At 60.7% G+C, this 13,693-nt stretch carries 11 protein-coding genes; 1 reads left to right on the top strand and 10 read right to left on the bottom strand.

Annotation, left to right across the window (positions count from 1 at the left end):
* Positions 1-26: 26 nt before the first annotated feature.
* Together ACFE99_RS02970 and ACFE99_RS02965 are read right to left on the bottom strand one after the other, a co-directional pair.
* Positions 27-1,409 (bottom strand): Wzz/FepE/Etk N-terminal domain-containing protein, encoded by a 1,383-nt coding sequence (locus ACFE99_RS02970; RefSeq protein ID WP_375482276.1) that lies wholly within the window; start codon positions 1,407-1,409, stop codon positions 27-29.
* Positions 1,410-2,010: 601 nt separating this feature from the next.
* A complete protein-coding gene (locus tag ACFE99_RS02965) occupies positions 2,011-2,193 on the bottom strand; it encodes a hypothetical protein (RefSeq protein WP_375482274.1) in 183 nt (60 codons plus the stop codon).
* 895 nt (positions 2,194-3,088) lie between these two features.
* On the opposite strand from ACFE99_RS02965, the gene ACFE99_RS02960 reads away from it, so the two are divergent.
* On the top strand, positions 3,089-3,907 hold the full coding sequence (locus ACFE99_RS02960) for a methyltransferase (RefSeq protein WP_375482272.1): 819 nt from the start codon (positions 3,089-3,091) through the stop codon (positions 3,905-3,907).
* Between the two features lie 314 nt (positions 3,908-4,221).
* On the opposite strand, the gene ACFE99_RS02955 is transcribed toward ACFE99_RS02960, so the two are convergent.
* The 8 genes from ACFE99_RS02955 to ACFE99_RS02920 form a co-directional block, all read right to left on the bottom strand.
* Positions 4,222-5,517 carry an O-antigen ligase family protein gene (locus ACFE99_RS02955; RefSeq protein WP_375482270.1) on the bottom strand — a complete coding sequence of 432 codons (1,296 nt, stop codon included), beginning with the start codon at positions 5,515-5,517 and terminating at the stop codon, positions 4,222-4,224.
* 142 nt (positions 5,518-5,659) lie between these two features.
* Complete coding sequence (locus tag ACFE99_RS02950; protein WP_375482268.1) at positions 5,660-6,547, bottom strand: glycoside hydrolase family 16 protein; 888 nt, start codon at positions 6,545-6,547, stop codon at positions 5,660-5,662.
* A gap of 558 nt (positions 6,548-7,105) precedes the next feature.
* Positions 7,106-8,332, bottom strand: a complete 1,227-nt coding sequence (locus ACFE99_RS02945) for a glycosyltransferase (RefSeq protein WP_375482266.1) — start codon at positions 8,330-8,332, stop codon at positions 7,106-7,108.
* Between the two features lie 140 nt (positions 8,333-8,472).
* On the bottom strand, positions 8,473-9,435 hold the full coding sequence (locus tag ACFE99_RS02940) for a GDP-L-fucose synthase family protein (protein ID WP_375482264.1): 963 nt from the start codon (positions 9,433-9,435) through the stop codon (positions 8,473-8,475).
* The gene (gene gmd, locus ACFE99_RS02935; protein ID WP_375482262.1) at positions 9,432-10,454 is read right to left on the bottom strand and encodes a GDP-mannose 4,6-dehydratase; all 1,023 of its coding nucleotides are present in this window, start codon (positions 10,452-10,454) and stop codon (positions 9,432-9,434) included. The genes ACFE99_RS02940 and gmd overlap by 4 nt, the downstream gene beginning before the upstream one ends.
* A gap of 57 nt (positions 10,455-10,511) precedes the next feature.
* Complete coding sequence (locus ACFE99_RS02930; protein ID WP_375482317.1) at positions 10,512-11,240, bottom strand: FkbM family methyltransferase; 729 nt, start codon at positions 11,238-11,240, stop codon at positions 10,512-10,514.
* 119 nt (positions 11,241-11,359) lie between these two features.
* The gene (locus ACFE99_RS02925) at positions 11,360-12,586 is read right to left on the bottom strand and encodes a hypothetical protein (protein ID WP_375482260.1); all 1,227 of its coding nucleotides are present in this window, start codon (positions 12,584-12,586) and stop codon (positions 11,360-11,362) included.
* A 422-nt stretch (positions 12,587-13,008) separates the two neighbouring features.
* A partial coding sequence (locus ACFE99_RS02920; RefSeq protein ID WP_375482258.1) for a CoA transferase occupies positions 13,009-13,693 on the bottom strand: 685 nt, incomplete at its 5' end.

Below are 13,693 nucleotides of genomic sequence, written 5' to 3'. Positions count from 1 at the left end.
CGCGGCAGCGGGGGCGTTGTGGCGATCTAGCGCCGCCTCAGCCCAACAGCACGTGGTGGCGCTGGTCGCTCACGTTCCCTGGGTGGGCACACGTCGTTGAACACCACACCCACCAGTTCGGCGCCGAGGTCGGACAGCTGGGTCACAGCTGCATAACAGTCGGAAATTTTCGACTTCCCTCGCCTGGCGACCAGGAGAACCCCATCAGCCCAACATGCGACAGCCTCCGCTTCAGGACCGTCGAGAAGCGAGGGAGAGTCCACGATCACGTAGTCGAAAGTCTGGTTGAGTTGCTTGAAAAACTTCCCACACGCGCTGGAGGCCAGTAAGCTGGCCGGATCCTCGTCGCGGACACGTCCGGCGCCAATGACCTTCAAACTGTCGATTGCCATTGCCGACAGCTGCAGCGGAGGAACCTCGCTCTTTATAACGTCGATCAGCCCTGGCACTTCGCCATTCCCCGTGTGTCTTGCCGCCACCGGGTTTCCCAAATCTGCATCCACTAGGACTACTGTGCTGCCGCTTCCGGCGAATGCTGCTGCGAGATTGAGTGCGACAGTGGATTTCCCGTCGCCTTCGCGAGGGCTCGTCACCAAAATCGTGGCAAGCGAACGCTCCGAATGGACGACCGACAATGCAGTGCGTAGGCGGCGGAATGCGCCCGCCGCGACGGCCGGGACGCCGAAGTCGATGGTCAGTCCGGCGCGGAGAGTTTTGTCATGAGGGATGCTTCCGAGTGGCCGCGCGCTGACGAATTTCTCAATATCCCGCTCGTCCCGGACAGTGTTGTTGAGTCGCTCGCGGCCCAGTGCGGCAGCCACAGCGACCAACACGCCCGCGAAGGTCGCCAGCGTCACGTTCATCAACGTGGTCGGCGACGCCGGCTTAGGATTGAGGGTGGCCGGGGTCACTACGGTCAGCCTGGTTGTCGGCGGACCGCCCCCATTAGGCGCTTCCAACCCGGCGACCGTGTCGATCATCGAGTCGGCCAGTGCGCTGGCAAACCGCTGAGCCGTTGCGCGATCCTGATTCCTGGCGCTGACGGTGAACATCAGGCTCTCGGGCACGAGATGAGAACCCACGGCGTTCCTCGCCTGATCCACCGTCATATGGAGGTCCAAAGCCTTCACGGCGCGCGCCAGCACCTTGTCCGAGTAGGTCAATCTGCTGTATGACGAGAGCCTGCCCAATCCACCCATCACATCTTCATAGGGAGTGGGTGGTGTGCCTTGACTGTTTGTTCCCGAAGTCACGTATAGCGTGACGGTCGCTTCGTATACCGGCTTCTGCAGCAAAGACACGGCCAGCGCAATCAGGCCGAAGGCTATCGCGCAGCCCACGATGAGCTTCCAGCCACGGATCAGAACGGTGATGACGTCTCGCGTGGCTGTATGCGAGACGGTTGGCATCCTTACCCCCTTGTAAATCATACGACAGCCGGTTTGCTCCTCCAGGAAAACACATCTATAAGTATCGTTTTTGTGCCAAAGCTATGGTAACAGGTTCGCCACGAGATGCTATCGCGGACGATAAGCGTAACGTGCGGCCCTGCTCGTACCGCTGGAATTGTGGCGCGTGCGACCGCCTAAACGTGAGAGAGGCTGATACCAGCCGCCGCGGGCACACCGGGAAGAACCGCGCCTTCGGTCACAATCAAGTCTTTGATGCATGGCTTGCCGCCGGTCACGGTGCAGGTTCTCCCGCTGGCGCTGTCGGGTGTTGCGATCAGCTGGCAGTCTCGCAGATGGCATGTGCAGCGGGAGCCCTTTTTCGCTGCTGGTTAGTGTTGCGCCTGCCGCGGTGGTGCACTGATACATCGGATACCGGGGATGGCCGCAGCGTCCCGCCGCTTTGATCGTGCGGTTGTGGACCCGTTGGCCGGCTTGGCTGCTGGCGTCATGATGCTGAGGCGATCAGGCACACTGTGTCCTCGAGGAGCAGCGACACCGCTTGGTCTCGCAAAAACGTGGCCCGAATGATCGGCCCCGCGACGCAGGGTCGCCGCCACCCTCACACGGTGGGCAAGCGCAACAGCGGCACAGCAGCGATTTTTAGCCGCGTAGTTACCTCCGCGGCCACCGCCCTCGTGGCGGTGCCCGTCGTTGCCGGCCTCAGCGGGTATTTGTGGTGGGACGGATCTATGTTGATCCGCAGCAGCGCGCCGGCGCCGTCATCGTCCTCTGCGAAGAACATGACGGGCGCGAATCATACGGCCTTAGGGTGGCTCGTCAGGTTCCGCGGGCACACTGGTGCTGTCTGACCCGAATCCAGCTGACGATCCGGTCATGCAGCGCTGCGCAAGTCGCCGCGGAGACATTGCTGTCATATGCCGCCACCGGGTTCCGGCGACCACTCGAGGGGAAGCACTGCAGGCCCGCGCGCTTGCGTCGAACGGCACTGGAAGCGGATCGTCGTGGTCAGTTGGCGTTATCACCTGCCCCGTGCGCGCCTCATCTTCTCGCAATGTCTCCCACTGGCCTCGCGCCCTGATCATGCGAGCAGTGCCACGCGACGACCCGATATCGCTCGCGGCGTGGTAGTACATCTCCCTGTTCAAGAGTTCGCAATGATCAAGGCCGCCACTCAAGAAACGTGCGGCTAGCGGTCAAGGATTCCGAGGGCGCAACTACCCCGCAGGCACCCCGAGCTCAAATCGACGTCGAATCCTCAGGGCCACATCGCTGCTGAGCTGTCATCGACGAAGCGAAACAGCACGTACGGGGTGCTACCGATCCGCGGGGCTCTGGCCGTGCTCGGCCTGCCCGTAGGGATCGTGGCCCGATGGCTCGAAAACCCGGTCGACGTCCGGGCTCCATAGACTCGTCCCGCCGGTGAGAAAGCTGCAGTGCGAACTCTGTTCCACGGCTGGCGACAGCGAGTGTCCCGAGCGGCCGCCTTGGCAGCGGTAATCGCGCTGCCATGCTGAACTCCCTAGATGCGCGACGGCATGGGCCTTTCCGTCGATCGCCCAACCGAGATTGACCTCAACTGGGAAGAGCTGCATGTATTGTCACGAATTGAGTGCGTTATGTCCAGAACGCGGTAACTAATTATTTGTAGTATCACAAGCGACGGAATCGGGAGCCCGATGAGTCTAGGCGATCGAGAGCAAGAGGCGGTCGCGCGCCTACAAGATAGCTTTCACGGTAAAGAGCACGACTACGCCGTAGGGCAACCGCATTTCAGACAACCTTTGCGCGAGCGCCTCGACAGCAAGATCCGTTGCGCCGTCACCGAGGTGCTCAAGCGACAACCGTCGTGCACGGTTCTGGAAGTGGGAGCTGGTCACGGACACTTCACCGAGACCGTCATCGACGCGGGTGGCGCCCCGACTGTCACGGAAATGTCGAAGGCGAGCTATGACTTGCTGAAGCGCAAGTTCGGCAGCAATCCGCAGGTCCGAGTAATCTACGATGCGGACGGACGTGCGCCGCTGCGGGACGGGACGCAGTTTGACCTCATCCTGATGATTTCGGTGATTCACCATATTCCTGACTACATCAAGACGGTGACTGATTTGTGCGACCGGGTGCTTCGGCCGGGCGGCATCCTGCTGACGTTCCAGGATCCGTTGTGGTATCCGCGCCAGAGCCGACGGGCGCGAATCTTGTCGTGGAGCTCGTATTTTGCCTGGCGGGTGACGCAGGGCAATCTCAAGCGCGGGCTGCGCACCCGGTGGCGACGGTTGCGAGGGACTTATGATGAGTCCCCGTCGGACCTCGTCGAATATCACGTCGTCCGACAGGGCGTTGACGAAGGTGCGTTAACCGAGTTGTTGCAGGCTCGGTTTGCCGACGTGGAAGTGGACCGCTACTTCTCTACGCAGTCAGCGCTCCTTCAGGCAATCGGAGCCAAATACTTTCCCAGCAATACCTTCGCGATCGCGGCTTCCGGTCGGAAGACTTGATAACCCGTCAGCCGGTGTAGTACTCAGAGTCGCCCTCGCCGAAGTCCGGGATGATACCGTTGTGGCGGTGAGCAATCCACGGTCCGTATGGCGTCTCTTCGATCTTGATCGGACAATCGGGTGTCATCGCGCTCAGCGCCGTGGTTTTGCGCGATCCTAAGTCGATTCAGTGATGAGGATCCGCGCGGCGATCAACGGCAGCAAGGGCGCCGACTTCTGGCACCCGCCGAACGCAGACCGGTCATCAAACAGCATCCGCGCGTCCTCACTCGGCGCTGATCGGCAACCGGAACGAAGCCAGCCCGCCGCCGCCGTCACGTGGCTTGCCGGTGTCTCGACCCCGTAGTGGCCGCGAGGGCCGCCGCGCAACCTATCGTGTAGTACAGGAAACGGTCGGTAAGATGATTCTCCAGCACATCAATGACTAGCAACACGATGACCGACAACATCAGATAGGCCCCCAGCGCTTCGCCGCTGCGCTTTGCCAGCCAACACGATCGCAACGTGCCGAACCAATATATGAGCATTCCTGCGACAAGAACGCTACCGCCGGTCGACAGCATTTGTAGATAAATACAGTGCGCTTCGGTGATGTGCTTTATGCCGATCCCAAAAATAGGATAGCTTTTGAAATCGTTCCATGCTTGTGCATGAAGCTCCGTACGCTCTGCATTACTACCAACGCTGGAACGGTTCTCGTCGAACCGAAACAGCTTGTCGAGAATTCCGGGCGCCAACTCCGCCAGAGCGGTCAAGCCACCGAGAATCGCCGCGGTGATGGAGGCCGCCAACCATCCCACGACCTTCTTCTTATGTGGCGAAACGAGGATCGCGGCGAGTAATGCGGCCGGAAAGACCACTTGGGCGCCTCGCGACCCGGACGCCACTACACCGCCGCAAAGCAGCACCAGCGCGATACACGGCAGCCAGCGACGTCGCGACTCGCTGATGAAGTGGACGGCGAACGGTACCGCGATGGTGCAGACTAGGCCGAGCGTATTGGGATGGTCAGTCAAACCCGTTTGCCGGTTGTTGTCGAACTGATGCCCCGGCCGCAAGGTCGTGGTGAGGTCGCGCGAGACATGGGTGAGGTTGGTGAGATCGGTCAGCGCGATCAAGCTGGAAATGGCAACACCGGCCAGGAACCAAGCCACGATCCACTTGGGCACCCTCGTATCCAGTGCGGTACATGCGATGGCTGCGATCGGCACGACCAGCAGGCCGACAAGCCAGAACGCCGACTTGACGCCGCCCGACGGCTCGGTGGCGAGAATCGAAGCGTATTGATACCGCAGCCCGAAATAAGTATCCGGAATAGGGCTGTATATCAGTGCAGTGAAGCACATAAATAGCGCAACACCGGGCGCCCAAAGCCACCAGGGAATAACAAATCTCAAATTTCCGAACACTACCATTGCCAGGGTGATAATGAACGTAAGAACAAGAAATATGTCTGCCGTCTGGATTCCGCCGACATAAATTCCGCCCCATGTCGCCGTGAAGGATGCCACCAGGAAGCAGCCCACTGCCGTCTTCGACAGCCACGGCGGGAACGCCACAGCGCCCGGAATATCCTTCGACGCCACGGTCGCAGTCGTCGCGCTTTTCATCAGTCGAAAGTCACCCCCGCGACGTAGCAAGGCTGGCTGCAACTGCTCGCGGCCGTACTCGTGGTGACGAGCTCCCACCGTCCTTCCGGGCAGTCGGTTGACGTGGCGAGCTCAGCCAACTCAGCCGCCGCGTTGCCCCGCGTCATTTTGCGGGGGTGTACCGCACCCAGTCGAGCAGCATCGTGGCCGGGAACGGAGTCGAAGCGTCTGGCATAGCTCCCAAGGAGCCGACAGCCATGTTGAGGATCACATACATCGGATGATCGTTGAACGTCCACGTTGTGCCGGGCGGCAGCGACTCCGGCGTCCAGGAAGCGAAAACATTTCCGTCAATCCTGGTGGTGATCTCGTCGCGCCGCCAATCCAGAGCGTATTCATGCCAGTCCGTACCCATGTCGGACGGCACATAGATCGGCAGATCGTACCCACCGGCACCGTGAATCGAAGATCCGCCAGTAGGCAACGCCGTATCCAAAATGTCAATTTCACCGCACTGCGGCCAACCCACCGTCGCAAAGTCAGAGCCCAGCAGCCAGAACGCCGGCCGAAGGCCGGGCCCGGCGGCGGGTAGCTTGATGCGGGCGGCGACAGTGCCATAGCAGACGTCGAGATGTCCGTGCGTGTTGAGGAAGGCGCTGGTGTAGTCGAACGTGCCGAACCCGGCAATGTAAATGGGTTCTTTGATTGCGACGATCGCGAGATTGCCGTTGCCATCCAGTGACGCGTTGCGCGGACTGTTGGTATACGCCTGCAGTTGGCCGTCCGTGCCACCGGCGCCCAGCTGGTGACTCCACAGTTGCGGATTGGGCGAGGCACCTGCGGGACCAGAGAAGTCATCGACCACTGCCTGCGGCGCCGGGCAGGCATTCGCGTTTTCTGCGCGGCTGAGTGTTTTTGTGCCCAATGTCCCTAACGAGATGACGACAGCCAGCAAAACGCAGACCGCAAGTGCCGACGATTTCAGCAGAAGAATCGAGCGCGGGCGGAAACGTTGGCCGGCCGACGGCTTCAAGACGTTGCGATCGAGCATAAGCAACCCCCTATCTGCGTGTGTCGCCTACCCGGTGGAGAACGCCAAATGTCGGCCTTCCCGCCACTGACGAGGTTGGGACGAGTGCGTTAAGGTTCGGACGCTCGACAACCTCTTGGCCGCCCCGAAACTCGTACAGCCGGCTCTTCTCAAGGTCGACGTTCAGCACTTCGAGCTACCGCTCCGTCCGCCGATTGCTGCCCAAACCAGAGCAATCCCTCGGTAGTCCTGCGAGCCCCAGCAGGTGAATCGGCCGACAAACATACTCTACGTTACCACATCAGGGTATTGTAACACTAAAGGTCTTCGATTCACTTGTGCGCATCCGTAAATCCGGGATAGCAGCACAGGGCAGACCGCAGACCACGAGAGAAACTTCGACGAGCAGCGGCTGCCACCGGATGGAAAGCGCGCACTGTTCCAGCGCCTTGCCGCCCGCGAGGACGATTGAGTTCTGGGATTGCGCCGCCACCGACACGCCGCAGAGACCCTTTTGAAGACGGCAAATTCTCGTCTGGACTAGGAGCGGAGAATGCTTGTGAAAATGTCGATGTTTGCTCAATCCGCGAGCTTTCCCCTCAACCGGTAGCACCAGTCCTCGTATTCGTCGAGCGCACGTTCCGAACTCAGTAGGCGGCGAGCGTACTGCTGGCCGGAGATCCCAAGTCGGCTGCCGGCTTCGATGTCGTCGGCTAGATCGACCGCCGTGTCGAGCAGAGCCACAGGATCGCCGGATGGGACCACGACACCTGCCCCGGCGTCGCGGATCTCCTGAGCGGTGACACCGTTGACGTCAGTCGCAGCTAGGACTGGGCGACCGGCGGAGAAGTAGGACGTCAACTTGCTCGGTACTGCCATCTCACCGACGCCCGGGCGCTCGTTGACCAACAAGACGTCGGCGCAGGCCAGCACCTGACGATAATCATCGGCTTTCAGCGGCTCCTTGAATTCGATCCGCTGGACACCTTTGGCCGACTGTTGCAGTAACCTTCGTTGGTTCCCGTCGCCCAAGAGCACGAACCTGATGTTGAGTCCACGATCGTCTGCCAGTCGTGCTGCTGCGACAACATTGTCCAAACCCTGCTTCGCGCCCATGTTTCCGGAATGCAGAACGATGCGCTCCTGCGGTTGCCAGCCGTGCTGCAGGCGCACTTCCGCAGTGTCCACGGCGCTGGTTGGTGGTTCGATGTGTGCCCAGTTTCGTATGACGGTGACTCGCTTGCGGTCTACCCCCATCTTGACCACCGCGTCCGCGAAGCGGTCGTGAACCACGGCCGTGCCCGTCGCATGCTTGAGGACCGCACTTTCAAACCGCACCGCCGGCGCGGCCATAGTGGTAGACATGGCGCCCGTCTCGACGACGCCCTTGCCGTAAAGGTCTTGCACGACTAGGCCCGCCGGAATTTTGGCCAACTTCGACCGCGTGATGACCATTGCACTGGCGATCAACGAGGGACTGACCGTGAGGACGAGTTCTGGCTTGTCCCAGCGCGCTGACGCCACCCGGGCGCCGAAGGTGCTCTCGAATACCACCCTGCTGCGCGTCGTCGGGTTCGCGGGTACGTAGTGGGCGAACCGTCGCACCACGACGCCGTCCATTACTTTCGCTGTCCCGGATAACCCGCGGTACGGCAAGTCGACACGCCATTCCGGGTAGTGCGGCAGCCCAGTGAGAACCTCGACATCGTGCCCTCGAGCTGCCAGGCCGACAGCCATTCCAGTTGTATACGGGGCGATACCGGACTTCTCCGGCTCATAATTGATACCAACAACGCAGATCCGCACTTAACCGACCCTCCAGCCAGAAAGCGCCGGGATGGATACACCCGGACGGCCGAACGGCTTCGGCCTCAAAAGTCGGGTAGCGCAGCATCTTTTGCGCGCCAGCAGTGCGCCACCGATCGGAACTGCCGGGCCGGCTACGCTCATTTCCGTGCCGCGCCGGCGTTTGCTCGATACCAGGCTAATGTCGTCTCAATGCCCTCGAGCAGTGAAATTGCGGGCTGCCATCCCGCCTCACGCAAGGCGGAAATGTTCAGAAGTTTTCGCGGCGTGCCGTCCGGTTTACTGGTATCCCAACGAGTTTGGCCGTTGTAGCCCACCGCTGCGGCCACCATCTGCGCGATTTCTTCGATGCTGTGGTCGATCCCGGTACCGACGTTGATGTGATCGGGCCCGTCGTAATGCTCCAAAAGGAATAACAACGCGCTCGCCAAGTCGTCAACGTGCAGCAACTCGCGCCGTGGTTTTCCGGTGCCCCAGTTCGTCACTTCAGGTGACCCACTGGCTTTAGCCTCGTCGTAGCGGCGGATGAGTGCGGGCAGCATGTGTGATCCGGTTACGGAGAAGTTGTCACCCGGTCCGTACAGGTTGGTCGGCATCGCAGAGATCCACGACAGACCGTATTGACGCCTGACCGCCTGTACTTGAAGGATGCCGGTGATCTTCGCGATCGCATATGCGTCGTTCGTCGGCTCCAGCGGCCCGGTGAGCAGGGCGCTCTCCGGAATCGGCTGGGGGGCGAACTTCGGGTAGATGCAGGAGGAGCCAAGAAACAACAGCCGCGGTACCCGGGCAGCCATGGCAGCGTCGAGCAGATTGACCTGGATCTGCAGGTTTTCGGACAAGAAATCGGCGGGGTAGGTGCTGTTTGCCAAAATTCCACCGACTCGGGCGGCGGCGTCGATGACGACTTCGGGCTGTGCTTCGTGAATGAAGTCGAACGTGGCGGCCCGATCCGTCAGGTCAAGTTCGGATCTTGGTCGCACAAGGAGATTTGTGAATCCTTCTGCTCGAAACCTGCGAAGGAGGGCGGACCCGACCAACCCGCGGTGTCCGGCGATGTATACCGGAGCCGAGCGGTCAAGCGAGCCAACTGATGCCCTCATGGCTGATCGGCAAAATTCGGCCTGTCGATCCACGGCTTGCCCTCACACTCGAGTGCGGCGACGTCCGCGTCCACCATTATTTGGGCCAGCTCCGCGGTGTGCACCGAAGCCTTCCAGCCGAGCAGTTGCGCCGCTTTCGATGCGTCACCGATCAGCGAATCCACCTCGGTTGGCCGCAGATACCGTTCGTCGAACTTCACATACTTCTGCCAGTCAAGTCCGACGTGTTCAAAGGCGATCTGGGCGAACTCGCGTACGGTGAAACCGCGCCCGGTCGCGAGAACGAAGTCGGTAGGTTCGGGAGCCTGCAGCGTCCGCCACATTCCTTCGACGTACTCGGGTGCATATCCCCAGTCGCGCACCGCATCCAGATTTCCCATGTACAGGTTCGCCTGGACGCCGGCCTTGATACGTGCCACCGCGCGCGTGATCTTGCGGGTCACAAAAGTCTCGCCACGCCGGGGTGATTCGTGGTTGAACAAGATGCCGTTCACCGCGAACAATCCGTACGCTTCTCGATAGTTGCGTGTCACCCAGTACGAGTACACCTTCGCCGCGCCGTATGGTGATCGCGGATAAAAGGGTGTTTCCTCGTTCTGCGGGGGCGGTGTTGCGCCGAACATCTCCGACGATGACGCCTGATAAAAGCGGCACTGCACCCGGGAAACGCGAACGGCTTCCAGCAACCGGATCGATCCCGTGCCCGTGGTGTCACCGGTATACACCGGTTCGTCGAAGCTGACGCGCACATGCGACTGCGCCGCAAGGTTGTACACTTCGTCGGGTTCGATGGTGCTCAGCAGAGTGACCAAGCGTGCACCGTCGGTGAGATCGCCGTAGTGCAAAAACAATCGCGCTCCGACCTCGTGCGGATCAACGTAGAGGTGATCGATTCGCGACGTGTTGAATGTCGAGGCTCGACGGATGAGCCCGTGGACTTCGTATCCCTTGCTCAGCAGGAATTCGGCGAGATAGGACCCGTCCTGCCCGGTGATCCCCGTGATGAGGGCTCGCTTCACCGGACTGCCACTCCGGTCTTCGCGCGCTCGCCGACACATTTCCGGCATCTGGCCATTTCACTCCTCGCTGTGCCACAACGGCGAACGGTCGCCGTGAGCTTTATGTCGTATCTGGACATTTGCAGAACCGCTTTTATTACGAATTCTCGACGGCCACCCGGTGACAGCTGATACAAAGGTGTAATTCCAATCCTCAATGCGAACGAGCCGGTATCCGGACTGCTGGAGTAGCCGAATCGACCGCAGCACCCTACGAAGGGGTACAGGTTGATCGAACTCCACGCATAGCACTACCGGCCTAATGCCATCTGTAATAAAGGATTCGATAACTCGATGCTCAGCGCCTTCGATGTCCAACTTGAGGACATCGATGTGATTATCGCCAAGGTCATCCATTAGTTTCCGTAATGTGTCGACCTTCGCTGTGAAGTATTCTGACGTACCCTGGAGATTAACAATGGAACAGGCCGCTATTGCTGGGTCGCGCGGGTGATAGAACCGCAGTTCTGAGGCCGTATCCCACAATCCGACAGGCACGAAAGCAAAGCGGTCACTCTTTGGTGCTACAGCCTTCAGATGAGACACCGCGCGCGGCGTCGGGTCGATCGTCACTACGCGCATTCCCCGATCGTGCAGCGCCAGGTCAAACGAAATGTCCTCGCCTGCGCCGACGCAGTATGCGATCGCTTCCGGCCGGAGGATGAACTCGGGAAGCCACCAGCCGCAGAGCTCGGTGCCGAGCCGCACAAGGCCCGCGGGCTTGCCAGGGCTTAGATACGCTTTCATGAGCGGCACTACGACTTGGTGTAGAAAGATCCAACGCATCCACCACATCAGGCCATATGTGCGAACGTCGCGGCGAAAAGTTCGGACACCATCGGGGACAAGTAACATGGCGCCTCCAATCAAACGGTCATCTTCGATGGGCGAGAAGGCTCGGCGACACCGTGGATAGAACGGTGCACCCACCGCACCCCGACCAGCACAATCACGCAGGTAGAGGACGCCAGCCAAATGGCGATTGCGACTGCGCTCCGAAAGAGCAAACCTGCAGCGAAGCACGTCGCCACCTGCAGACCAACGAGCAGCATGTTGAAGCAGAAAACCGTCCTGCTCGCACTTTGAGTTGCGAAATAGGTGAAGCAACCCGTCGCCCAGCACATCGCCGCACACGCAACACCGATATAGGGAATCACCAGAAGCGTCTCTTGCCAGCTGGCACCGAGAATCGCCGCCCCCACCCTCGCCGGCACAGCCATCAGGCAGCCGGCCGCAACCAGCGTCAGCACAGAAGTCGCCAACGATGTCTTACTCAGCAGGCGCCACTGATCGGCGCGAGAATTGCCGGTGCGCGTTGCATGCGGTATGAACACCATTGGCATCGCCGATAACAACGTCGCAATGGGGCCGAACAGCGTAAGCGCTCCTCGGATCCCCGCCGCAGCGACGCTGCCGGCAGTCAACACCGCTGCAAGGGTGATGAAGACGGCACCGATTTGACCGATGCAGTAAAAGCTTCCGTAGCGCACCCTCGCCGCCCAGTCGGTCCGCCACCAGTCGAGGATCCCGGAGTGGTGTGGCGCAACGCTCAAGTTCAATGCCAATATCGCGGCAGAAATGAGCGCACTTAATCCCCACAGATAAATCGAAAATTCAGCCGGTTCACGAACACCGAAGAGGTTTGCAACAAAAATGCCGAGCATCGACGCAACCCATAGCCCGTCGGCCACTACAGCTAAGATGGGCCTACCCAGCCCTATCGCGGTCATACGCAAGACATCCTGTGCCAGCACGGCAGGTAAACCGATGGCGAAGGCAAGCCCTATCCACGGGTGATGAAAGATTGCGCCCATGGTGAGAATCAGAACTCCGCCGAGAACGCCGTTATACAGCGACCACGTGACGGCATATTCTGACTCTGCAATTATCTGTCGTTTCTTCAGATTGCTGGTCAGCAGCAGGGGTGTTCCCAGCGCCCCCCTATTGAATCCCGTGCCGCCGGCCACAATGGTGATCAGCAGCGCGATGATCCCAAATTGTCCCGCCGACGATACCTGCGCCAATACGAAAGCCATCAAGGCATTGCTGGCACTCGATAGCACTTGGTCGACCGTGGTCAAAATCGCGACCAACCGAGCACCCCTTGCAGGGGCACCAGGTGAAGAACAGCTCGCGAGGCTCAATTCACTTCAGCCTCATCACGCGCGCCAGCCCAAGGTGGGTGGTGTAGTCAGAAAGACGGCACTCATGCTCGACGCGACTTCCCGTCACGCCGGTCAACGTCGTAGGACGTTCGAAACCCTGCAGGTGCTAACACGATTCGGAGGTCCAAGACGCTCAGCAGTCGGTTCGAGTCACCTAGACCGCAGTTCACCTAGCCCCTCCACTCCTTGTGTGTTCGCGATCGCGTGCTCAATATGCGCCCGACCCACGGCAGACCGCCCGGCGGTCTTTCGCCGCGCTCGTCAGACCGCTTCGGGATCGACCAGTTCTCCAAGTAATCTAATTTAGCAGAGTACATACTGATTGGCTTATTGCCAACCCTTGAGCAGAACTATGAGTCTCCATTCACCGCATAAAGCGGCCCTTCGTGATCGAGAGTGCGCCTGAGATCGGCGATATTCCGGCGAGCGGCTTCGTGCCTCTCGCGGATCTCGACGCTGTGCTCGCCGAGCTCGGGCGGGGGCGAGGCGAGCGGGAGCGGGTCGCGTTCAAGCCGGATCGGGGTCCGGATCTGACGGGTGCCGTCGGGCAGTTCGGCGACGAGGCCGGTGCGGGTGTCGGGATCCGCCAGTATCTCGCTGACGGTATTGATGGGCGCGGCGGCGACCCCCGCCTCGTTCAGCTCTGGCACCCAGTCGCGAGCAGCGCGGCTGTGCAAGCAGCCGGCGAGGATGCCCTCCAGCTGCTCACGGTTCGTCACCCTCCGCTCGTTGGACGAGAACCGTGGGTCCCCGGCGAGCTCCGGCAGACCTACGACCCGGCACAGGCTCGAAAACTGGGCGTCGCTCGTCGCGGCGATGGCGATGGGGCGGTCCTGAGCCTCGATGATTTGGTACGGCGCGACGTTCGGGTGCGTGTTGCCCGACGCACGCGGCTCGAGTCCGCCGATCAGATGATTCATCGCCTGGTTGGTGAGGAGCGAGGCGCACGCCTCGGCGAGCGACACCTCGACGCGCCGGCCCCGCCCGGTGGCGGCCGCCTCGCGCAGCGCGGCGAGCACACCGATCGCCATATAC

The sequence above is a fragment of the uncultured Mycobacterium sp. genome (assembly GCF_964249325.1).
Lineage (GTDB): Bacteria > Actinomycetota > Actinomycetes > Mycobacteriales > Mycobacteriaceae > Mycobacterium.
The sequence above is the reverse complement of the archived record's forward strand: the minus strand, read 5'-3'. Positions and strand labels throughout refer to the sequence as shown.

Excerpts from the sequence above, each read along its gene's own strand:
- ACFE99_RS02970 (WP_375482276.1), bottom strand. The coding sequence starts at position 1,409 with ATGCCAACCGTCTCGCATACAGCCACGCGAGACGTCATCACCGTTCTG.
- ACFE99_RS02965 (WP_375482274.1), bottom strand. The coding sequence starts at position 2,193 with ATGTTCTTCGCAGAGGACGATGACGGCGCCGGCGCGCTGCTGCGGATC.
- ACFE99_RS02960 (WP_375482272.1), top strand. The coding sequence starts at position 3,089 with ATGAGTCTAGGCGATCGAGAGCAAGAGGCGGTCGCGCGCCTACAAGAT.
- ACFE99_RS02955 (WP_375482270.1), bottom strand. The coding sequence starts at position 5,517 with ATGAAAAGCGCGACGACTGCGACCGTGGCGTCGAAGGATATTCCGGGC.
- ACFE99_RS02950 (WP_375482268.1), bottom strand. The coding sequence starts at position 6,547 with ATGCTCGATCGCAACGTCTTGAAGCCGTCGGCCGGCCAACGTTTCCGC.
- ACFE99_RS02940 (WP_375482264.1), bottom strand. The coding sequence starts at position 9,435 with ATGAGGGCATCAGTTGGCTCGCTTGACCGCTCGGCTCCGGTATACATC.
- ACFE99_RS02930 (WP_375482317.1), bottom strand. The coding sequence starts at position 11,240 with ATGAAAGCGTATCTAAGCCCTGGCAAGCCCGCGGGCCTTGTGCGGCTC.